The 20,800-nt window shown below is 34.1% G+C and carries 18 protein-coding genes; 16 read left to right on the plus strand and 2 right to left on the minus strand.

The annotated features are described in order from the left end of the window. Positions 1 to 46: 46 nt before the first annotated feature. Both BLP68_RS03595 and BLP68_RS03600 read right to left on the minus strand, forming a co-directional pair. Complete coding sequence (locus tag BLP68_RS03595) at positions 47 to 961, minus strand: selenium metabolism-associated LysR family transcriptional regulator (protein ID WP_091540115.1); 915 nt, start codon at positions 959 to 961, stop codon at positions 47 to 49. Between the two features lie 39 nt (positions 962 to 1,000). Continuing rightward, positions 1,001 to 1,921 (minus strand): cation diffusion facilitator family transporter, encoded by a 921-nt coding sequence (locus tag BLP68_RS03600; RefSeq protein ID WP_091540117.1) that lies wholly within the window; start codon positions 1,919 to 1,921, stop codon positions 1,001 to 1,003. 106 nt (positions 1,922 to 2,027) lie between these two features. Here BLP68_RS03600 and BLP68_RS03605 point away from each other — a divergent pair, with 106 nt between their 5' ends. The 16 genes from BLP68_RS03605 to BLP68_RS03680 all read left to right on the plus strand — a co-directional run bounded on the left by BLP68_RS03605 (position 2,028) and on the right by BLP68_RS03680 (position 20,086). After that, positions 2,028 to 2,477 carry a hypothetical protein gene (locus BLP68_RS03605; RefSeq protein ID WP_091540119.1) on the plus strand — a complete coding sequence of 150 codons (450 nt, stop codon included), beginning with the start codon at positions 2,028 to 2,030 and terminating at the stop codon, positions 2,475 to 2,477. A 326-nt stretch (positions 2,478 to 2,803) separates the two neighbouring features. Further along, positions 2,804 to 3,583, plus strand: a complete 780-nt coding sequence (locus tag BLP68_RS03610; RefSeq protein ID WP_091540121.1) for an SDR family oxidoreductase — start codon at positions 2,804 to 2,806, stop codon at positions 3,581 to 3,583. Positions 3,584 to 3,650: 67 nt separating this feature from the next. Next, on the plus strand, positions 3,651 to 4,262 hold the full coding sequence (locus tag BLP68_RS03615) for a DNA-3-methyladenine glycosylase family protein (RefSeq protein ID WP_091540246.1): 612 nt from the start codon (positions 3,651 to 3,653) through the stop codon (positions 4,260 to 4,262). A gap of 107 nt (positions 4,263 to 4,369) precedes the next feature. After that, complete coding sequence (locus BLP68_RS03620; RefSeq protein WP_091540124.1) at positions 4,370 to 4,609, plus strand: hypothetical protein; 240 nt, start codon at positions 4,370 to 4,372, stop codon at positions 4,607 to 4,609. Positions 4,610 to 5,190: 581 nt separating this feature from the next. After that, positions 5,191 to 7,203 (plus strand): methyl-accepting chemotaxis protein, encoded by a 2,013-nt coding sequence (locus BLP68_RS03625; RefSeq protein ID WP_091540127.1) that lies wholly within the window; start codon positions 5,191 to 5,193, stop codon positions 7,201 to 7,203. Between the two features lie 309 nt (positions 7,204 to 7,512). Then, positions 7,513 to 8,457 (plus strand): sugar-binding transcriptional regulator, encoded by a 945-nt coding sequence (locus tag BLP68_RS03630; RefSeq protein ID WP_091540129.1) that lies wholly within the window; start codon positions 7,513 to 7,515, stop codon positions 8,455 to 8,457. Between the two features lie 312 nt (positions 8,458 to 8,769). Then, positions 8,770 to 9,570: a class I fructose-bisphosphate aldolase gene (locus BLP68_RS03635; RefSeq protein WP_091540131.1), complete on the plus strand. Its 801-nt coding sequence runs from the start codon at positions 8,770 to 8,772 to the stop codon at positions 9,568 to 9,570. A gap of 35 nt (positions 9,571 to 9,605) precedes the next feature. After that, positions 9,606 to 10,646, plus strand: a complete 1,041-nt coding sequence (locus tag BLP68_RS03640) for an alcohol dehydrogenase catalytic domain-containing protein (protein WP_091540133.1) — start codon at positions 9,606 to 9,608, stop codon at positions 10,644 to 10,646. Between the two features lie 194 nt (positions 10,647 to 10,840). Continuing rightward, positions 10,841 to 12,214: an APC family permease gene (locus tag BLP68_RS03645; RefSeq protein ID WP_091540136.1), complete on the plus strand. Its 1,374-nt coding sequence runs from the start codon at positions 10,841 to 10,843 to the stop codon at positions 12,212 to 12,214. Between the two features lie 223 nt (positions 12,215 to 12,437). Next, on the plus strand, positions 12,438 to 13,367 hold the full coding sequence (locus BLP68_RS03650; protein WP_091540138.1) for a bifunctional riboflavin kinase/FAD synthetase: 930 nt from the start codon (positions 12,438 to 12,440) through the stop codon (positions 13,365 to 13,367). An 81-nt stretch (positions 13,368 to 13,448) separates the two neighbouring features. Continuing rightward, positions 13,449 to 14,774, plus strand: a complete 1,326-nt coding sequence (locus BLP68_RS03655) for a glycine/betaine/sarcosine/D-proline family reductase selenoprotein B (protein WP_091540247.1) — start codon at positions 13,449 to 13,451, stop codon at positions 14,772 to 14,774. 2 nt (positions 14,775 to 14,776) lie between these two features. Continuing rightward, positions 14,777 to 16,087 carry a glycine/sarcosine/betaine reductase component B subunit gene (locus tag BLP68_RS03660; protein ID WP_091540140.1) on the plus strand — a complete coding sequence of 437 codons (1,311 nt, stop codon included), beginning with the start codon at positions 14,777 to 14,779 and terminating at the stop codon, positions 16,085 to 16,087. Positions 16,088 to 16,153: 66 nt separating this feature from the next. Continuing rightward, the gene (locus tag BLP68_RS03665) at positions 16,154 to 16,552 is read left to right on the plus strand and encodes a 4Fe-4S dicluster domain-containing protein (RefSeq protein WP_091540142.1); all 399 of its coding nucleotides are present in this window, start codon (positions 16,154 to 16,156) and stop codon (positions 16,550 to 16,552) included. 1 nt (position 16,553) lies between these two features. Continuing rightward, entirely contained in the window at positions 16,554 to 18,377 is a 1,824-nt protein-coding gene (locus BLP68_RS03670) for an aldehyde ferredoxin oxidoreductase family protein (RefSeq protein ID WP_176758850.1), read from the plus strand. After that, complete coding sequence (locus BLP68_RS03675) at positions 18,374 to 18,664, plus strand: MoaD/ThiS family protein (protein WP_176758851.1); 291 nt, start codon at positions 18,374 to 18,376, stop codon at positions 18,662 to 18,664. Before BLP68_RS03670 ends, BLP68_RS03675 begins: the two co-directional genes overlap by 4 nt. Before the next feature lie 207 nt (positions 18,665 to 18,871). Further along, a complete protein-coding gene (locus tag BLP68_RS03680) occupies positions 18,872 to 20,086 on the plus strand; it encodes an iron-containing alcohol dehydrogenase (protein ID WP_091540149.1) in 1,215 nt (404 codons plus the stop codon). Positions 20,087 to 20,800: the final 714 nt, after the last annotated feature.

Raw genomic sequence — 20,800 nt, forward strand, 5'->3', positions numbered from 1 at the left:
TATATTTACTTAAACATTTTAATTTAATTTTAAAATGCTTCTGATGTTAATCAGAAGCATTTGCTTTTTGAAAATAATTAAAAACAAAGTTTTGAAATGTGGATTCCAATGGAGATGGATTTCTATACTTATGATAAACAAAATAGAATTTTCGTTCCAGATTTAAATCCTTAATTTTAAAAGACTTTAACGATCCAGCCTTTAACTCATCAGTAATGGCTTTCTGGGAGAGAAATGAGACACCTAGGCCACTGCGAATACATTGCTTTATAGCTTCTGTATTCTCAATATAAGCAACTACATTAAGGGAACTAATATCAAATTTGAAATCTGCAAGCTTGCTTTCTACTAGCTTTCGAGTGCCAGAACCTATTTCACGGAAAATAAATCTCTCATTAAGTATTTCTTCAATACTTATTTCCTCATCAAAGGAAGCATATGTTGAAGTAGCTGGTGTTACCAGTACCAGTTCATCATTAATAAGCTCAACATAGTTTAACTGTGGATGAGGGATCTCTGCTCCAACAATACCAAAGTCTATTCTATCTTGAATAATTCCCTCCACCACCTGTTGAGAATCATAATGAAGCATTTGAAAGGTAACATCGGGAAATTCTTTATTAAATTGACAAAATAATTGTGGAAGAATATATTGTTCAGGAATCGTACTGGATGCAATTTCTATATTACCGACAATTTTACCTTTATATTCACCAAGCTTATAAATTGCACCATCCTTTAGATTAAGAATATTTAAAGCATAATCATAAAGAATATCTCCAGCCTTAGTTAAGGAAATTTTGCGATTTGTTCTGTTAATTAGTATAGTATTAAGTTCTTTTTCTAAATTAGCTATATGACTACTTACTGTTGGTTGTGTTAAATAAAGGTGATCTGCTGCCTTAGAAAAGCTTTTAAACTTAGCCACTGCAACAAAAGTTTCTAATTGTCTAAGATCCATAATATAAGCCCCCTATATTAATACAATTTATGTTTAATTCTATCTTTGATTATGTTCACAGTCATTACAATAATGCTTTTCTTTTTTTTCTAGGCATGGATTCACATGAATTAAAACATCCTTTACATCTTCATTAGTTTTTATAACATTTACCTTCGCTCTTGCTGCAGCACCATGTCCTTCTTCAACTGTTATTTTAGGATCCACACAAATTTTCATATCTACAAAGTACTTAGACCCATATTGACGAACCTTAACATCTTGTACAGATTTTACACCCTCAGCATTTAATGCAGCACCTTCAATAGCATCAATAATATCTTTGTCAGGGGCTGTATCCATAAGACCTTTAATTGCCTCTATATATATGGTGACGGCAGTTTTTAATATTAGTAAGGATACAATAATACCTGCCAGTGGGTCCATAAAGGTATATCCAAATAAAGCACCAGCTATACCAATCAAAGTAGCTACTGATGAAAAGGCGTCAGATCTATGATGCCAGGCATCAGCTATAACGGCATTACTTTTTATTCTTTTCCCTACAGCCAACCCGTATTGATACATACCTTCTTTAACTATAATAGATAGAATGGCTGTATATATGGCTATTACTCCTGGAGGAGATATTTCTCCAACTCTGATTATTTTTACCGCTTCATATCCAATCCCCAAAGCAGTAACAATTAATATAATTGCTAAAATTTTAGAGGTAATTGATTCCGCCCTATGATGACCATAGGGATGGGACTCATCTGGAGGAAGATGTGCTATTTTTAGTCCCTGAAGTAATATTATGGTACCAATAAGATCAGAGGCTGAATGAATGGCATCTGCCAATAGAGCAGTACTACCAGCAAACATTCCTACTACACCCTTTATTATAGTAAGAAGCACATTACCTATAATGCTAATTATTGAAACTTTTTTTATTTCACCATAACGAATTTCATCATCCATTAACACACATCCTTTACTAGTGATTGCTCCACACAGTAATTATTATCTGAATACGATTAAGAACATATGCAAATACTTATTAAAGAAGATAACAGGAGGAGCTATTATGTCTAAGGTTGTTGATTTAAAAGATTATAAGGAACTTAAGCAAAGAGAATTTTTTATTAACTGCTATCATTTTCTTAATCGAAATCTTAACAGTAAATTAGATGATTTATTATTGAATACAAACCAATATTTTGTAAATTTACTAATAAGGAATGACTATGATTCAGGCTATGTAAGCTATTTTCAAGTTCCAATTATTACATTTATTGTAACAGTTTTTATCAGGAATAGCGATCTTGTTGATCATTTTCCAGAGATCCTACAAATTGATAATGATTTGAATAAAACTTTATTTAGAAATACCCTAGTAAAAATTCTTGAAACAATGAATGATGAATGTGATTATAAAAAGGTTGACTTACAGCTTAAGGACGAACTAGAAATAACCTTAGACTATATATTTGAAAATATTATGGAACTTGTTCCCTATAAAATAGTTTTTGTCTAATAACATCATTCCTTATTATAGTAACAAATATTTAGTAAAATGAATAATAAAAAATGCGAAAGGAAAATATATCATCCTTTAATAATACAGTTTAATATATTTTCTTGATAAATGAAAGAAAATTCATAGAAATCTTACTAAGTATTGGTAAGATTTTTTTGTGTTACTATATCTGAGGAAAATGTATAATTGCCTTAATTGATGCTTTATACAATAAGGAATAACAATTTCAATTATTAAAATAGAGGTAAGCTTATAATTATTTTGATATAATTACTATAGTATAATTTACAATATCAAATAAAGTAAAAATAAAGAGGTGCATTATGAATTTTCAAAACAAAGTTTGTGTAGTAACAGGTGGAGCAAATGGAATAGGTCTCTGTTTAGTAAATGAGTTTGCAAAGAAGGGATCAAAGGTGGCCTTTATAGATATAGATAAAAAGGCCGGAGAAAAAGCATTAGTAGAGCTAAAAGCAACTGGTGCTGAAGGACTCTTTTTCTGTGGTGATATTGCAGAAAAAAGTACCCTTGAAGAATTTGCAAGCAAAGTAATTGAAGCCTATGGAGGTATAGATTATCTTATTAACAATGCATGCATAAGCCGTAAAGGGATAATTACAGGTTGCCAGTATGATGATTTCAACTATGTATTAAAGGTGGGAGTAACAGCACCATATATGCTCGCAAAACTGTTTTTAGACTATTTTAATAAAGGAGGGGCTATAGTTAATATTTCATCAACTAGAGCAACAATGTCTCAAGTCGATACTGAAAGCTACACTGCCGCTAAGGGAGGTATATCGGCTTTGACCCATGCCCTTGCCATTAGCCTTGCAGGGAAGATTAGGGTAAATAGCGTAAGTCCTGGTTGGATTGATGTCAGTGCAAACTATGACAAAGACTATACCGCTAAACATAGTGATGCTGATAAAAAGCAGCATCCTGTAAATCGTGTTGGGGAGCCTCTTGATATAGCCAAAACTGTAATGTTTTTATGCCATGAAGATAACGGATTTATTTCAGGTGAAAATATAACCGTTGATGGAGGTATGACAAAACAAATGATATACAGTGGAGATTATGGTTGGGAATACAAACTATGATATGTTAAAGTATACTGATACATCAGATATACGAAAAAAGCAAGGGAAAAAAGAAAGGGGTAATAGAATGCCAAGATATTTTGAATATGGTGAAAAGGAAATTGATTACTTGAAAAGTAAGGATAAAAAGCTAGGAGCAGCTATTGACAAGATAGGTATAATTAAACGGGAAATTAATCCAGACCCTTTTATTTCGCTAATTTCAAGTATAGTAGCCCAACAGATTTCTGGAAAAGCTGCTGAAACTGTATGGAGTAGGTTTGAAAACCTTCTAAATGACATTACCCCCGAGAGTATTATTAAAGCAGACAAATCTGAAATACAAAAATGTGGTATGTCAAATAGAAAAGTTGATTATATTAAGGGAATAGCAGAGGCTGCAATGACTGGCCAGGTGGATTTTGAAAATCTACATACTCTAACGGATGAAGAAGTAATAAAAAAACTATCTTCACTCTACGGAGTTGGTGCTTGGACTGCTGAAATGTTATTGATTTTCTCCTTTTGTCGACCAGATGTTGTAAGCTATAAGGATTTGGCCATATGTAGAGGAATGATGAATTTATATGGACATAAGGAGCTTTCAAAGGAACAGTTTGAAAGATACAAAAAAAGGTACTCGCCTTATGGCACAGTAGCTTCATTATACCTATGGGAGCTATCAATAATGAAGTCATAAATAGATTTTGCTTTATTCTTACAGACCAAGCAAGGATATATTTTTTGCCTTTACATAGAACATGTGTTCTGATATAATTGATAATAAAATGATGAGAGGTGAAGGGCATGATTGATTTTATGTTGAACTATTCTTATGAAAATAAGGCCGTAATAACAATCATGTATCAAAAAGGTGTTGAAATTACCCAAAGGCAGATAAAGGTGCTAAGTATAAACGAAGTCACAGTACATGCATATTGTTACAAAAGAAGAGCAAATAGGTTTTTTAAGAAAGAATACGTGTTGGCAGCTATGATACCGGAACTAGTATTTAAGTATGGCACTTCAAATCATCTCCCGATATAAAGTACCATTTGAGATAATAGGTAAAAATCTCATGGGTATACCATGGAGAATATCATTGTAAAGGAGATAACGTTTAAGAGCATCTGCTAATAGGGTGTTCTTTTTGTTTCACCTCAATAATTGATGATGGAAGTTGAAGTAAGAGTACTACTTTAAATGTCAAAGAGAACAGTCTTAACAGCTAGCCTATATGGGATTTAGAATACTTCCTATAAAAAGTATAGAAAAATATTTATTAGAAGCACTTAATAGATTATAGTACATAAGTACTAATTAATTCTGTCAAAAAGTAATATATCAAACTGAAGAAGGAGAAATTCTATATTGTAGATGTTAACATAGAATGAAACCTGTGGCTTTTGTCGAAATTTGCGATTTATAATAAGAGGGTTTACTAATTTCTTGTTGAATGAATCCAATAATATGTCGATAATAATCAAAAAAGCTCATTAACCAAAACCACATATGTAATGTATTTAAGATTAGGCAAATGAATTATTGCTTATAAAATATGAGGTGAAGAATCCGTCCCAGTAGTTGGTACGGAGGCTTTGGTGTGTAAAAGGAGGATATTGATTATTATGAAAACATTAAAAACTAGATTTATAACTATATTTACTGTGCTTATACTTGGTTTAACAGCAACACTAGGGTTTATAGCAATAAGAATGGTTAGTAATAATATGGTTGAGAACTGTTATAGAGAGTTACGGATATTATCTGAGGAAAAGGCTAACTACATAAAAACTATAGTTGATGGTCATATATTCTATATAGAAGCTATTGCGAAAGATAATAAAATTACTGATGATGATATACCTTGGGAGGAAAAGGTATCATATTTTGAGGAAGAAGCTCAAAGGGCAGGCTATATAGAATATTCTTTTGCTGATAAAAATGGTAATGCTGTGGTATTTAATAGACAAAGAGATACTCTAAATATTAATGATCAAGATTATTATCAAAATGCTATGTCTGGTAAATCAACTATATCAGATGTTATTATAAGTGATGTGTTAAAGGAACCGATAGTTATTTTAGCAGCTCCAGTTATGAAAAACGGTGAGATTTACGGAGTTTTTTATGGGGTAAAGGAAGGTACTTTTTTATGCGATATTGCCAGTGAGTTTAAATATGGAGAGACAGGCTTTCAAATTATCATAAATCAGAAAGGAACAACAATTGGGCATGTTAATCGAAACCTTGTTATAAATCAAAGTAATATTATCGAAGGAGCTAAAGAAAATCTGTCTTTTGAAAGCTTAGCAGAATTGTTAGAAAATATAATTTCAAAAAAGGAAATTGGAAATGGCGACTATGAATATGAAGGAATAAAAAATGCAGTTGGGTTTTCTCCTATAGATGGAACTCAATGGACTGTGGTTTGTGGATTGGAAATAGATGAAGCATTAACTGAAGTAAAAATCTTCAGAAATACCTTTATATTACTTTCTTTAGTTATATTACTAATAGGTGTTATAATTACTTATTTTATTAGTAGTAGAATAGCTAAGCCTATCATTGCTATTACAGATAGGATTAACCAGTTGGCTAAACTAGAATTTACAATAATTGATGATATAAATGTTCATAAATATTATAATCGCAAAGATGAAATAGGTAGTGCTACAAGAGCCTTAAGAGATATGCGTAATAATATTGCAAATTTTATCATGAAAACTTCAGAATCATCACAGAAAGTTGTAGCAACATCAAAAGTGCTAACAGAAACATCTAGCCAATCGGCCATTGCAGGAGAAGAAGTAGCAAAAACTGTTGAGAATATAGCAGAGGGTGCCAGTAGCCAAGCTGAAGACACAGAAGTATCGGCTTTAAGTATAGAAGAAATGGGAAAATTATTAGAAAAAAATAAAGACTATACGAAGGAGTTAAATGAGGCAGCTAAAGAAATAGAAAAAGAAAAAGAGTCAGGATTTGATATATTAAAAACACTTGTGTTAAAGACAAAGGAGAGTAATGTTGCATCAGAAGAAATATTTGAAGCTATACTAAGTAATAACCAAAGTGCTGAAAAAATTGAAGAGGCAAGTACTATGATTCAATCCATAGCAGATCAAACTAATTTACTGGCATTAAATGCTGCTATAGAAGCAGCTCGTTCAGGAGAACAGGGAAGAGGCTTTGCAGTAGTAGCAGAAGAGATTAGAAAGTTGGCAGAAGAATCCAATAACTTTATAGTACAAATTAAAACATTAATAGAAGAATTAAAAACAAAATCTCAAAATGCAGTAAATAAAATGCAGCAAGTAAAGGAAATTTCTGTAGAACAATCAGATAGCGTAAATCAAACAGAAGAAAAATTCAAAAGAATAGCTAATTCTATTGAAGTAACCAATAGGGTAATTACAAAACTTAATGAATCAGCAGAAGCGATGAATGAAAAAAAGTACAAACTAGTAGACTTAATACAAAACTTATCGGCTATTGCAGAAGAAAATGCATCTGGAACCCAAGAAGCTTCAGCATCTATAGAGGAGCAAACAGCAAGCATTGACGAAATAGCAAAAGCCAGCGAAGAATTGGCCCATATTGCAGAGGAGTTACAAAGTATTATTAATAAGTTCAAGATCTAAAGTAAAAGAATAAAGCTCTATCGAAAAAAACCTGCTAAATATTAGCAGGTTTTTTCAGTAAGACATCATCTAACACCCCTCAGTTAATCTCGCATGTTGCAATGTTTAAAATCCCTTAGAGAATTTATCAGCCAATTTTATAATTGGAAATTAAAAATGGAATTTTTTGTATTGACTCTAAAAATATATAGTTATAAAATATAACCATCGAAGATTCTAATTAATAGAGTAATTGGAAATTAATAAATATATCGTAGAGATGGTGAAAAAATTCACAATCTCTATATACTAGGATAAAGGTGGAATAAAATGAAAAATACAAATTCGCAGCAGGATAGAGTAGAGTATATAAGAGTTGCCAACTACTATTATAAGTTTGGACTTACACAAGAAGAAATTGCACAAAAAATGAGCATGTCCAGACAGCGAGTTAATAGGATTCTTGCTAAATGTCTGGAGAATGGTATTGTAAAGATAGTAATTCCTGAGTTAGAAGAAACTCACCTGGAGCTAGAGACCGAGCTTGAAGAGAAGTATGGTTTGCAGGCCGTGCGAATTTCTAAGAGCTTATCTGATGAACAACTTTATTCTGAGCTGGGCGTTACTGCTAGTCGATATTTAATGTCAGTTATAAATGAGGGTGATATAATAGGGTTTTCAAGAGGTAGAAGTGTAGCGGCTTTAGTGGAAAAAACCGATAGTAAAAAAATTAATGACGTTACAGTCATCCAACTGATGGGAAGCTGGAACAGTGATGATATGAAAGTAAGCTCTGATGATATAGTACATCGATTTAGTGAAAAAATTGAGGCTAGAGCAGCTATGCTATATGCTCCAGTAGTTGTTAATTCTAAAGAACTTCGTAAATCAATAATGAATGAACCCTTCTTTAAACAGACATATGAAACTATTAAGGCATGTACCATAGCTGCTGTAGGTATAGGTGATACCCGTTATAAGGAAATTTTACCAACAATTGGTCATGAAGAATATGAGTATATTAAAAGAAAAAATGCAGTTGGTGAAATATGTACACATTTCTTTGACGAGGCTGGTAATAGAATTGTTTCTCCCTTTAGTGAACGTGTAATTTCAATTGGTTTTGATGACTTTCTAAGAATTCCTATGAGAATTGGAGTAGCTGGTTCGGAAGAAAAAATACCGGCGATTATTGGCGCGTTAAATGGAAGGCTGATTAACGTTTTGATAACAGATCTTGATACAGCAGAAGAGTTAAAACAGTATAAAAAGTAAAATGGATGTCACGTGAAAAAAACACATAAAACTATATTTTTTTTTATAAAAGAGTCGCTTTCTAAATGAAAGCGGCTTTTGTCTGTGTAAAAATATTTGCGAATGGATACAACAGCTGGCAATTACTTTCTTAGGAAACATTTCTAAATATAATAAGATTAAAATTATTCTGACAAAATAGAATTTTCCTCTTGACTTGTAAAAATAAATGTGATATTTTTAGACTAAACATTACATATGTAATATAAAGTGAGCAAATGTAACGACATATTATTTTTATGAAAAGAGAAAATTATTTGAGGAGGTTTTATTATGACAGCAAGAGCGAATCGAATGAACCATATTTTCAGGCCAGATGGCAAAACCTTTATTTTGGCTATGGATCACGGAGCTAATTTCAACGTGCTTCCAGCAATGAAGAAACAAGGGAAAATGATAAGAGAGCTGGCTATAGCTGGAGCAGATGCCTTTTTATCAACAGTTGGTATGGCAGATAAATTTGGAGATTGTTTTTTAGGTAAAGGTATAATTTTACGAGTGGATGGTGGTGTATCATTTCTTGGAGATCGATCAAAGTCAATGAAAATTGTTGCCAGTGCTGAAGATGCACTTAGATTAGGAGCAGATTCTATGATCGCAATGTCTTTTCCGGGTTCAAAGTTTGAAAACGAAATACTAAGTCAGCTTTCACATACCATTATGGATGCACATAAATGGGGAATACCTGTAACAGCAGAAGCTCTTCCTCGCGGTTTTGAGGGTGGTGATGACTCTAGGACACCGGAAAACATAACATTTGCTTGCAGACAAAGCGTTGAATTAGGAGCTGATATTGTTAAAACCGAATACACTGGAGATCAAGAGAGCTTTAAAGAATTGACTGAAAGTGTCTATGCACCGGTTGTAATTTTAGGTGGCTCTAAGAAGGTTCCAGAAAGACAATTATTACAAGAGGTTAAAGATGCTATGGAGGCAGGAGGGGCTGGAGTAGCTATGGGAAGAAATATTTGGGGACATGAAAACCCAGTAAAATATGCTGCAGCAATTGCAAAGCTAATCCATGAAGATTGCAGTGTAGATGTAGCCCTTAAAGAAATGAGTCAACTATATTAGCAAAAAATCAATCAGAATAGAAAAGGGGTAACTATATGGACAAATACAAGGTAAGTATACTTACTGGTGTTAATGAAACAAAGATATATGAACTAAATAAAAGAGAACCTATTGGAAAGGAAGTATTAGTTAAAGTTGATTGCTGTGCAATATGTACACTAGAACAAAGAGTATATGATGGTGTTAGAAAGCTGTATCCCTTTGCAGGTGGACATGAAATAGCGGGAACTGTTGAAAAATTAGGCGAAGATGTTAAAAATATAAAAATAGGGGATAAAGTTGCAGTACGAACCTTAAATACATGTGGTGAGTGTTATTATTGTAGGAGTGGTAATGAAAACCAATGTGTTGTTTCATATAAATCTACTATTCACGAAGGGTTTCTTGGACCGGGTGGTTTTGCAGAGTATGTAATGGTAAATGCGAAGAGTATTTATAAAGTCGCTGATGATGTTGATCTTAAACATGCTGCCCTTACAGAGCCATTAGCTTGTTGCATTCATAGTGTTAATCAAGCTGACATAAACCTTGGAGATGATGTGGTTGTGGTAGGTGTAGGAATTATGGGGGCACTACACATCCAGTTATCCAAGTTAAAAGGAGCACGTGTTATCGCTTGTGAGATTGATGATTCCAGGCTTGAAGTTGCAAAAAAAATGGGTGCCGATGTGGTTATCAATTCAACCGACATGAATAACGTCATTAGCGAAATCAATAAACTTACAGACAATAGAGGAGCAGATGTAGTATTTTGCACAGTACCGTCTACTCAAGTGGCTTCCGATTGTATTAAAATCACTGGTAAGCTAGGCCGAGCTATAATGTATACTTCTTTTCATCCGGATAATCCAGTAGAAGTGAGTGTTAATCATATTCATTCTAGCGAAATGGTAATTACAGGTGCAGTAAGTCCCAAAAATGTAGATTTTCTTACAGCAACCAAGCTTATTTCAAATAAATCAATTGATTTATCACATTTAATAACAAGTACTGAAAAATTATGCAATATCGATGAAGCTTATAAAAAAGCACTAAGTCCGACTGCTTATAGAATTATAGTTGAATCAGCTAAGTAGTATGGTTTAAAAATCCGCATGTCACAGTAACAGTAAATGATAGTAAGTACAGACATTTAATTGAAAACGTATTCAAGGAAGTTATATCAAAGTATCAGTCCATAAAATATATTTCATGAAACACGGTTTAGGAGAATTCTTAAAAAGCTAATCAAGTGCTATTGAAAGGACTTGATAAGAAGGAGGAATACGTAATGTCCAATTTGTCGAAGGGTAATACTCAAGAAGGTTCTTTAGGGTTAGTTGCCTGTGTAACAATGATTGCTGGAGGGATGATTGGAAGTGCAATTTTTTCATTGTCAGGAATGACGATTTACTATGCAGGCCCTGCAGCAGTATTATCCTGGTTGATAGCTGCCATTATACTATTGATGTATGGATTGCAAGTTGCAGAATTATCTACTATTTTTCCAAAGTCGGGAGGTGTATTTGTATTCCCTTCAAAATCACTGGGGCGAAATGAAACACAGGGAAAGATATGGGGATGGTTTTCAGTTTGGGGATATATTACCTCCAATATTGCAGGTATTGCTTTTTCTGCCATATATGTAGCTACTTATTTGGGTGTTGGCTTCCCAATATTTGCTAAATACCAGATTCTCATGGCTGTTGGAGCGGTTGTATTATGTAGTGTACTGAATTTTTATAAAATATCAGTTGCTGGTAAGGCCAATACTATTCTAGTTTCAGTGTTAGTATTAACTATGCTGGTATTCATTGCAGTTGGCTTATTTGGAGGTTCGTGGGAGTCGGATCTTCTAACCCCATTTTTCTCTCAAGGGATAAAAGGAGCCTCAGGCTTTGTTAGTGCTATACCCAATGCTATGGTTGCTTATGGATCTATAGTTGCTGTTGCCTTCATGGTTTCAGAAGTTAAAAATCCTAATAAAAATGTACCTAAATCTATTGCTATTGCAATGGGAATCGTGGTTTTCATTTATTCTCTGATCATTATTACAACTGTTGGTTTAGTAACAGCAGAATTCCTTGTTGAAAACCCAGGTATGAGGTTTATACCATTATATGCTGCCGCCTTTACAAAGCTTCAGATGTTCCCATGGCTTCCCAAGGTGATTTCTATTTCAGCGGTTATGGCACTACTTACTACTATTCTCGTTCTAATTGCAATAACAGCCAGAGCTATTTTTGCCACTGCTGAAGCAGGACTTCTTCCTAAGTTTCTAGCTAAAATTGACAATAAAACAGGAACTCCCCTTAATGCAACAATCCTCGTGGCATTGGCAACAAGTATTATATCATGTTTCCCACAGTTTACCGCAGAGATTGTTAACTTAGGATCACTATTTGCAGCAATTACAATTATAATAAACTGCTATTCACTTGTAGTTGCACGCAGGAAATTTTCACATATTGAAGGCAATTATCGTGCCCCCGGAGGAACATTTCTTCCAATCATTACTCTAGCGGTGATTATTGCCACATACATACCTAGAATATTGGAAGGCTCAACAATAATATACTTTACATTAGCTTGGTATGCAGTTGCAGCAGTTATAATAGCCTTTGTATTAAGACAGAGCCCAAAAACTAAAGCACCGATAGTCTAGTAAATAGTAATAAATATTTTTTAAATATGACATGAATAGAAAAAAGGTTATATGTAAGGATTACATAATATTTGTTTTATTATAAGGACCGTAGACTGCGGATTTTTAAAAATATTAAGGGTGTACCATCATTGCTGGTCACCCTTTTTACAAAATTTTCACATCATTGAGTAATGAGACGACTACACCATTATGAAGATAAGACTTTAGGGAGGCAAGGTAAATGAATTATATCCAAGGCAAGGATTTTAAAATGAAAAATACTTGTATAGCTTTTGGAAATTTTGACGGATTACATAGAGGTCATCAAGCTGTCATCCAAAAGCTAATTAAGCAGGAAAATAAAGAACTTACATCTATACTACTGAATTTAGAATATATGCCAGATGATTTGAACAATTCACTAAAAGAAATCTATACCACAGAAGAGAAGCTGGAAATATTAAATCAAAATTCTCCTAAGATTATGATTTCGTATCCATTTTGTAAAGAAACAAAATTAATGGAGCCTGAAGAGTTTGTTAAAAAAATACTGGTGGATAAACTTGACGCAAAGGTTATTGTTGTAGGAAAAAATTGTAAATTCGGAAGATCCCAAGCCGGAAATATTGAAACCCTTAAGGCACTCTCATCAAAGTATGGTTATCAGTTGGTTCCCTGTGAAGAAGTGAAGCTAAAAGGAGAGACTATAACCACCAAATGGTTACGCAGTGAAATTGTAAATGGAGAACTTGAAATAGCCAATGAACTACTTGGCCATAGCTTTTCATTCTGGGGAAAGATTGTTCACGGAAAGGCCTTAGGAAGAACTGTTGGTATGCCTACTGCTAACTTGGGTGTACATGAAAATAAACTTATTCCAAGGCATGGAGTTTATGCAACTCTTTCGGAAATTGATGGTGAATTGTTTCAGGGACTAACCAATATAGGACTACGTCCATCTGTCGATAACCATGGCTATGTTACAATTGAGACCTTCCTTTTAGATTTCTCAAGACAAATATATGATAAAGAAATTAAGTTGGAATTGCACAACTATATAAGGGACGTTAAAAAATTCGATAATTTAGATGAAGTTAAATATCAAGTTGAGAAAGATATTCTACAAATTAAAGAATGTCTTAATGAAAAAGATAAATTGATGATGGCATAGGGTAAATTTGCTAATTATTCAAGTATTACTTAAAAAAATCATCATATCAGATGTAAGAGAGGAGTTTATGTCATGGGTAGAATGCGGGCTGTATATTATATTAATCAGTTTTATGCTGGATTAGGCGGTGAAGAAAGGGCCGATATAGGGCTGAATGTTTTTAACGAAAAGAAGGGGCCGGCTTTAGCTATAGAAAAATACTGGAATGATGAAATGGAAGTAGTTAAAGTAATCTCCTGTGGTGATAATTTTGTTAATAACGATGAAAAATTCCACAGTATATTAACAGATATAAGCAATGTAATTAAAGAGGCTAAGGCTGATGTATTTATTGCCGGTCCTGCATTTAATGCTGGCAGATATGGGGTAGCATGTGGAAAGATATGTAGCTATGTCAAAAAAGAAATGGGAATACCTTCTGTTACAGCTATGTATTATGAGAATCCTGCAGTAAATATGTATGAGAAGGATATTTATATAATTGAGAGTCCAGAAACTGCTGCAGGAATGCGTAAAGTAATTCCTAAACTTGCAAATCTTGCTTTAAAATTAGCAAAAAGAGAAAAAATAGGAGCTTCAAGGATAGAAGGATATTTGCCCACAGGACATAGGTATAATGAATTCCATGATAAAACAGGAGCACAACGAGTTGTGGAGATGCTGGTTAAAAAGCTTAATAATCAAAAGTATACCACAGAGGTGCCACTAAGAACCCTTGAACAGGTTTCACCAGCCGAACCAGTTAAGGTTTTAAGCGAGTCTACCATTGCAATGATTACAACAGGTGGATTGGTGCCAAAGGGAAATCCAGATAAGCTGAAGCAGGCTTTTTCTGTAAGCTATGGGAAATACAACATAGAAGGTATGGATTCTATTCACAATGGAAGATATGAGTCAATTCATGGAGGCTACGATACAACTTTAGTAGACGAAGATCCCAATAGATTAATTCCATTGGATGAATTGAGAGGGTTAGAAAAAGAAGGCATGATTAAAAAAATATATAATCATTTTTTCTCAACATGTGGTGTTGGAACAAATGTAGAGAATAGTAAAAAAATTGGAAGAGGTATTGTAACAGAATTATTAAATGAAAAGGTTGATGCTGCCATCCTATCCTCCACGTGAGGAACTTGTACACGTTGCGTTGCAACGATATCAAAGGAACTGGACAAAGCAGGGATTCCTAATGCTGTTATTACAGGCTTTACATCAATAGCACTGAACGTTGGTGCCAATAGAATCGTGTATGGAGGAGATTTTACAAATCCAGTGGGAGATCCAGCGTTGCCCTTGGATAGGGAAAAGCACTATAGACGAACCATACTGCTTAAAGCTTTTGAAGCAATAAGCAAGAAAACAGATTCACCAACAATTTTTAATGTTGATGAAAGTAAGGAGTGTTAATAATGAGATTAACAAGGCGCTATTATCATGTTAAAGATGTTAAATGGAGGGATGAAATATCCTTTAATGATGGTATATTAAGCATCAGTAAAAAGCAGCTATTAGATGAAATATCACCCCTTATGAAAAGCATCGATTCAATAGATTTTGAAATTGCCAAGCCTGGGGAGAGCTGCAGAATAATCCATGCACTAGATGCAATACAACCTATGTATAAAGTATCAGGGAATGGGTATTCATATCCTGGATATTTTGGAAAAGCAGAAACCGTTGGTGAAGGTGATACAAACCTGCTTAAAGGCTTCTCAATAATTCAAAGTGCACCACTACCTTGGGAGACAACCAGTGCCAGCAGTGGTCTATTGTACCCTAGAGATGCAATAATCGACATGTCTGGCGAAATTGCTGGTATTTCACCTTTTTCCCAGACCATTAATTTGGTCATGATTTATAAATTGAAAGAAGGAAAATCATCAGCAGAGTACGACAATGATATACGATTATGCAGCTTAAAGGTATCAGAAATTTTAGCAAAAACTACTCTCCTAAGGGAGCCAGATGAAAAAGAATTATTTGCGCTTGATGAGTTAAATTCAAATCTTCCAAATGTTGTCTTAGTATGGCAATGTCAAAATCAGGGTGTCTACTCAAATACCAATCTATATGGCCAAAATATTGACAATCTGGTTCCAACCTTATTGCATCCCAATGAAATGCTAGATGGATGCATAGTCAGTGGAAATTACGTGTGGCCTGCTTTTAAAGTACCTACATATCTACATGTTAATCACCCAATATTATTAGAGCTCTATAGACAACATGGAGAAACAATTAACTTTAAAGGTGTAATCTTCAGCAGAAGTCACAATCCTACTAACTGGCATAAAGAAAGATCCGCAAATTTTTGTGTAAAGTTAGCAAAACAACTTGAAGCCCAAGGATTAATAATGGCCTGGGAAGGTGGAGGAAATGCAGCAGTAGATGGCATGCTGACAATTCAAGCAGCTGAAAAAAACGGAATTAAAGCTACAACAATTACTTTTGAATTTGGGGGAATAGATGGGACAGAAGGGATATTATTGGTTGATGATGTTCCAGAAGCAGATGCCGTTATTAGTGGTGGTAGTATAGAAAAGCAATATATATTGTCTAAGATGGATAGAGTTGTTGGCGGAGATGTATTAAGGCTTAATAAAGAATCAGGAGGATTATTTCCCTCTGCTTATGACAGCTATACCTTTGATAATACTACTCATCTGTACTGTTCTGGGAACCAAGCGGGGCATAGCAAGCTTTTTGCAGAATCATACTGATATTCAATTAATAAATGCTTAAATTATCACTCGTGAATCTGAATTAAAAAAGGAGAGTGAAATCCAATGAAACTAAAGTTTAACACTGATATCTGTACAGAATGCCACTCTTGTGAGCTTAGCTGCTCTATGGCTCACTATGATGTTTACAATACACAAAAAGCATCCTTAAGAATTATCACAAAATTCCCTGATAGTCCGGATCTAGCATATTGCAGGCATTGTTCCGATGCATTATGTGTAATGGCATGTAAATTTGATGCATTGTTAGTAGAAAACCAAGTGATTATTCTTGACACTGAAAAATGTGTAAACTGCGGAATGTGCCAAGATGCATGCCCCTATGATGCAATTTTTAAACTACCAGATGATACATACTTTAAATGCGACTATTGTAAAGGCGAGTTTAAGTGCACAAAAACATGTGCAACTGGAGCTTTATCAATTGCGAAGGAGGGGGAATAATATGTATGAATGCTATTCAAAGAGGCTGTTAAGGATAAATCTAACCCTAAAAACATATACAATTGAACCAATTAGCGATGAGTATATTGAGAAATACATTGGTGGTATTGGTTTTGGAACTGAGATAGTTTTTAGAGAAGTACCACCAACAGTTGATGCTTTTGATGAAAAGAATAAAATTACAATTAATGTTGGACCAATAAATGGAACCAGGGCACCATTGTTTGCACAGTCATGTATAGTGACAAAATCGCCAGCATCAAACGGTATGGTTAATAGCTATGCAGGAGGGGATATGGCCTATCGAATCAAGCAAAGTGGCTTTGATTCAATAATTATAGAAGGCAGGTCAGATCAACTGGTATATGTTCTTGTAGATGAAAATGGAGCGCAGTTTTACGATGCCAACCAGTTGAAGGGTAAGACCACAGATTATACTGAAGATCATATCAAATCAATCCACGGAAAAGAACTAGGTGTTATTTCAATAGGACTTGCTGGTGAAAATATGGTGCGTTTTGCAGCATGTATTTCAAATACTCGAGCATATGGCCGTGGAGGAGTAGGTGGTGTTTTTGGTTCTAAAAATTTAAAGGCCATTGCCATGAAGGGTAATAAAGATATAAAAGTGAACGATCCTGAAGGCTTCGAAAAAAATGTAGATAAATGCATAGAAATAATTGAAAGAGCCTTTGGCGATAACTGGAATTTATTGGCTTCTTTCGGTAAAAATGGAACAGGATCTGGTCTTGGAATGATTAATTCCAGAAATGCTTTGGCTACAAAAAATCATAAATTAAGTAGGTTTCAGAATGGTGATAAGATTGATGGATATGCGTATATGGAAAACTATCCCACTAGATTAGTAGCCTGTCACGCTTGCGCAGTTCACTGTGGTCAAGTTCACAGGTTTGAAAAAGGGAAATTTCCTGGGATGGTTACCAGAGGTCCAGAATATGAGACAATGTACTCATTTGGTTCTGATATTCTAAATGATGACCGAGAAATTTTGGCCAAAGCTCATCAAATTTGTGAAGAATATGGAATGGATACATTATCTGCTGGATGCACAGTTGCTTTTGCAATGGAATGCTATGAAAAAGGATTAATTGATAAAAAAGATACTGGTGGTATCGATTTGAAATTTGGTAATAATGAAGAAATGATAAGGATGTTGGAAAAAATCGGCAAGAGAGAAAATATAGGTAATCTACTTGCAGAGGGAACCAGAAGAGCTTCACAGAAGATTGGAAAAGGATCAGAGGGCTTTGCCATGCAAGTTAAGGGATTGGAGTTTGCTGCATGGATGCCACAGAGAATGAAAGGAGTAGCCTTAACCTTTGCAACATCCAACAGAGGAGCATGCCACAAACGTGCACCAGTGGGACTTGAAATAACTGGAAAGATCCCAATGGATAGTATTCAAAATAAACCGGAGCTTGTTAAAGAAATACAAGATAAGGTAAATGCTTTATTTACTTTGGTCTGCTGTAGGTTTGCAGAATTTGAATATCCAATGGGTCTATTCTTAGATTTGCTGACTTCTGCTTCTGGTATTAGGGTTTCTGAAGAGGAATTTGTTAAGAAAGGTGAAATGATATGGAATATGGAGAGAATGTTTAACATAGAATCTGGAATGTCAAAAAGTGATGATTGGCTACCAGAAAGATGTTTCGAAGCATTGACAGATATCAAAGAGCCGTTTCTTCCATTAACTGAGAAGGACCTAACAAATATGCTAGATCGATATTATGAATTAAGAGGATGGGATTCCCAGGGTATTCCCAAAAAGGAGACCTTAGATATACTAGGAATTGTAAGATGATCACCGTTTCAGTACAAATGATGGGGATTTTTAAGAACTACATATCGGAAGAGGAAAGATACATTTCCCTTAAGGATGGTAGTACAATCATGGATTTACTGGAGGAACTCAGTAAAAAATGCAACCATGAGTTTAGAAAGGATGTAGTAGAAAAAATATCAACCAGTGAATGTTTGCAAAGTCTAATTTTCATAAATAATAGGAATCTTGTTTTTGAAAAGGGCATTGACACTCAAATGGAGGATGGAGATAAAATTATGTTTTTACCTCCTATGGGAGGTGGATAACATACTGTAGGAGGACGGCTGTAGATTATGTTAAAAGAGGGTAATGGACTACTCATCACCCTCTTTTGTAATTTATTAAGCACACTATTATTAATGGATATATAGTGGGATTTCTTGAGATTGAAGTTAAAAACTCAAGAAATCTTTTATGGAAGAAAGATTTAAAAAGAAAGGCAGATAACTATTTTAAATAGAGAAGTAAATGGAATGAGAAAGGATGAAATAGCTATGGAAAAAAAGTATTCACCTTTGGAACTAACTAGATTTATTGTTGGTCGTGGATCTCTTGATTTTCTTGGACAATTGTCAGCCAAGCGTGCAGCAGTAATTCATGGTGGTGCAAATGTGATGTCTACGATTACGAAAAACAGGATACAAAATCTTATAGAAAAAAATGGCGGTAAATGCCAATTTATTTCGGAAATAATCAACGAACCTTATTTTAGTGATATCAAAACAGTTGGCGATGAGATGAAGGAGTTTCAGCCAGACCTTATTATAGCCCTCGGTGGTGGTTCTGTTATTGATACTGCAAAAGCAATACATCTCTTTTATGAGTATCCCAATATGAGTCTTGAAGACTCCTTAAAGCCATATCAACTACCAACTCTAGGAGATAAAGCCAAAATGGTTGCAATTCCAACAACTAGTGGTACGGGATCTGAAACAACATCTGCTGCAGTATTCACTGATGATGAAAGCAAGCAGAAACACCTTATGCTTGGGAATGGACTTATTCCAGCATATTCGATTATTGATGCTGACTTTACAGATTCACTTCCTTCAGTAATTGCAGCTCATACTGGTATGGATGCATTAACTCACGCAATGGAGGCTGCTGTAAGTATGACAGCTTCACCTATGGTTGTATCAATTGCAATTGGTGCAGCCCTTGATCTTTTAGAAAATCTTAAACACTCTGTTAATGAAAATATTACAACAGAAGGAAAAAGAAAGGTAAGAGAAATATGTCATATAGCAGCAAGTATGTCTGGAGTTGCTATTACCAATTCTTGTGCTGGTCTTGCCCACGGATTTGATCAGCCAGGACCTTATTTTGGAATTCCCCATGGACAAATATGTGGACTGCTATTACCTTATACAACTGCATTTACTGGCGTACACCCATCATATATCACTATAGCAAAAAGAATTGGAATAGTGGGCAATAATGATGGCGAACTTTGTCAATCTTTAGTAGACTATATTGTTGAGTTTAATAGGAGTATAGGAATTCCAGAAAGCTTTTCGGCTTTAGGTATTGATGAGAAAGAATTTATGGATAGAATTGATATTTTTTCTGAATTAGCAGTTTCTGCAATTGCAACAAAGCTATCACCTCGTATACCTAATATTAATGAAGCAAAAGAATTATTTATAGATGCTTTTTACGGTAAAAAACCGTTAATCTATGAAGAGTGATTGTTAGTATAAAATTATTCTTTTTCTGCTATTGCACCCAAAACTTAGCATCCTTATGAATTTTTAACAACCTCAAGGCTCATTTTGAGCCTTATTATTTTTTTTTGATTAGAATAAAAATTATATTATATCCAGTGTGTAACTTATTTAGTTACACACTATATAAAGGTAGTATCGACCACGAAAAAATCGACTATTTAAGTGTACCACCAATCTTTTATCAAAAACGACGTAGTAGGTGTAGTAGGCGTAGACATAGCATTAGATACATTATAGCAAATCATATCACAGATAAGGTTATAGACTATATTTATCATGAAGAGTTAGAAAGTGCCATAATTAATGGAAAAAAATTAACCTATGAGGATGTTTGATTTTTCACACAAATAGTAAGCCTATATTTTTTTTCACTTATAGTTATAGGTGATACAGCTGCACCATGGTCTTTAGTAAGTATTATTTCTATCGATGAAATAATGGAGGAAGAAGTTCGTACTACTAGAATAACCTTAATAACTAGTTTATTAGTAATAATTGCTTTGATTATTACTATATTTACTATCTCAACTCAATTTCAAAACCAATTGAATTATTAATCTATCAAAAATAAAATTGAAAAACTATCTAATAATGATTTAACCATTGATGAAAATAGTGAAGCTATAAAATACTTGGATAAAAAAGACGAGATAAGAACAATAACCAGAGCATTAG

It is taken from the genome of Alkaliphilus peptidifermentans DSM 18978 (assembly GCF_900101495.1).
Taxonomy (GTDB): domain Bacteria; phylum Bacillota; class Clostridia; order Peptostreptococcales; family Natronincolaceae; genus Alkaliphilus_C; species Alkaliphilus_C peptidifermentans.

Excerpts from the sequence above, each read along its gene's own strand:
- BLP68_RS03595 (WP_091540115.1), bottom strand. The coding sequence starts at position 961 with ATGGATCTTAGACAATTAGAAACTTTTGTTGCAGTGGCTAAGTTTAAA.
- BLP68_RS03600 (WP_091540117.1), bottom strand. The coding sequence starts at position 1,921 with ATGGATGATGAAATTCGTTATGGTGAAATAAAAAAAGTTTCAATAATT.
- BLP68_RS03605 (WP_091540119.1), top strand. The coding sequence starts at position 2,028 with ATGTCTAAGGTTGTTGATTTAAAAGATTATAAGGAACTTAAGCAAAGA.
- BLP68_RS03610 (WP_091540121.1), top strand. The coding sequence starts at position 2,804 with ATGAATTTTCAAAACAAAGTTTGTGTAGTAACAGGTGGAGCAAATGGA.
- BLP68_RS03615 (WP_091540246.1), top strand. The coding sequence starts at position 3,651 with ATGCCAAGATATTTTGAATATGGTGAAAAGGAAATTGATTACTTGAAA.
- BLP68_RS03620 (WP_091540124.1), top strand. The coding sequence starts at position 4,370 with ATGATTGATTTTATGTTGAACTATTCTTATGAAAATAAGGCCGTAATA.
- BLP68_RS03625 (WP_091540127.1), top strand. The coding sequence starts at position 5,191 with ATGAAAACATTAAAAACTAGATTTATAACTATATTTACTGTGCTTATA.
- BLP68_RS03630 (WP_091540129.1), top strand. The coding sequence starts at position 7,513 with ATGAAAAATACAAATTCGCAGCAGGATAGAGTAGAGTATATAAGAGTT.
- BLP68_RS03635 (WP_091540131.1), top strand. The coding sequence starts at position 8,770 with ATGACAGCAAGAGCGAATCGAATGAACCATATTTTCAGGCCAGATGGC.
- BLP68_RS03640 (WP_091540133.1), top strand. The coding sequence starts at position 9,606 with ATGGACAAATACAAGGTAAGTATACTTACTGGTGTTAATGAAACAAAG.
- BLP68_RS03645 (WP_091540136.1), top strand. The coding sequence starts at position 10,841 with ATGTCCAATTTGTCGAAGGGTAATACTCAAGAAGGTTCTTTAGGGTTA.
- BLP68_RS03650 (WP_091540138.1), top strand. The coding sequence starts at position 12,438 with ATGAATTATATCCAAGGCAAGGATTTTAAAATGAAAAATACTTGTATA.
- BLP68_RS03660 (WP_091540140.1), top strand. The coding sequence starts at position 14,777 with ATGAGATTAACAAGGCGCTATTATCATGTTAAAGATGTTAAATGGAGG.
- BLP68_RS03665 (WP_091540142.1), top strand. The coding sequence starts at position 16,154 with ATGAAACTAAAGTTTAACACTGATATCTGTACAGAATGCCACTCTTGT.
- BLP68_RS03670 (WP_176758850.1), top strand. The coding sequence starts at position 16,554 with ATGTATGAATGCTATTCAAAGAGGCTGTTAAGGATAAATCTAACCCTA.
- BLP68_RS03675 (WP_176758851.1), top strand. The coding sequence starts at position 18,374 with ATGATCACCGTTTCAGTACAAATGATGGGGATTTTTAAGAACTACATA.
- BLP68_RS03680 (WP_091540149.1), top strand. The coding sequence starts at position 18,872 with ATGAGAAAGGATGAAATAGCTATGGAAAAAAAGTATTCACCTTTGGAA.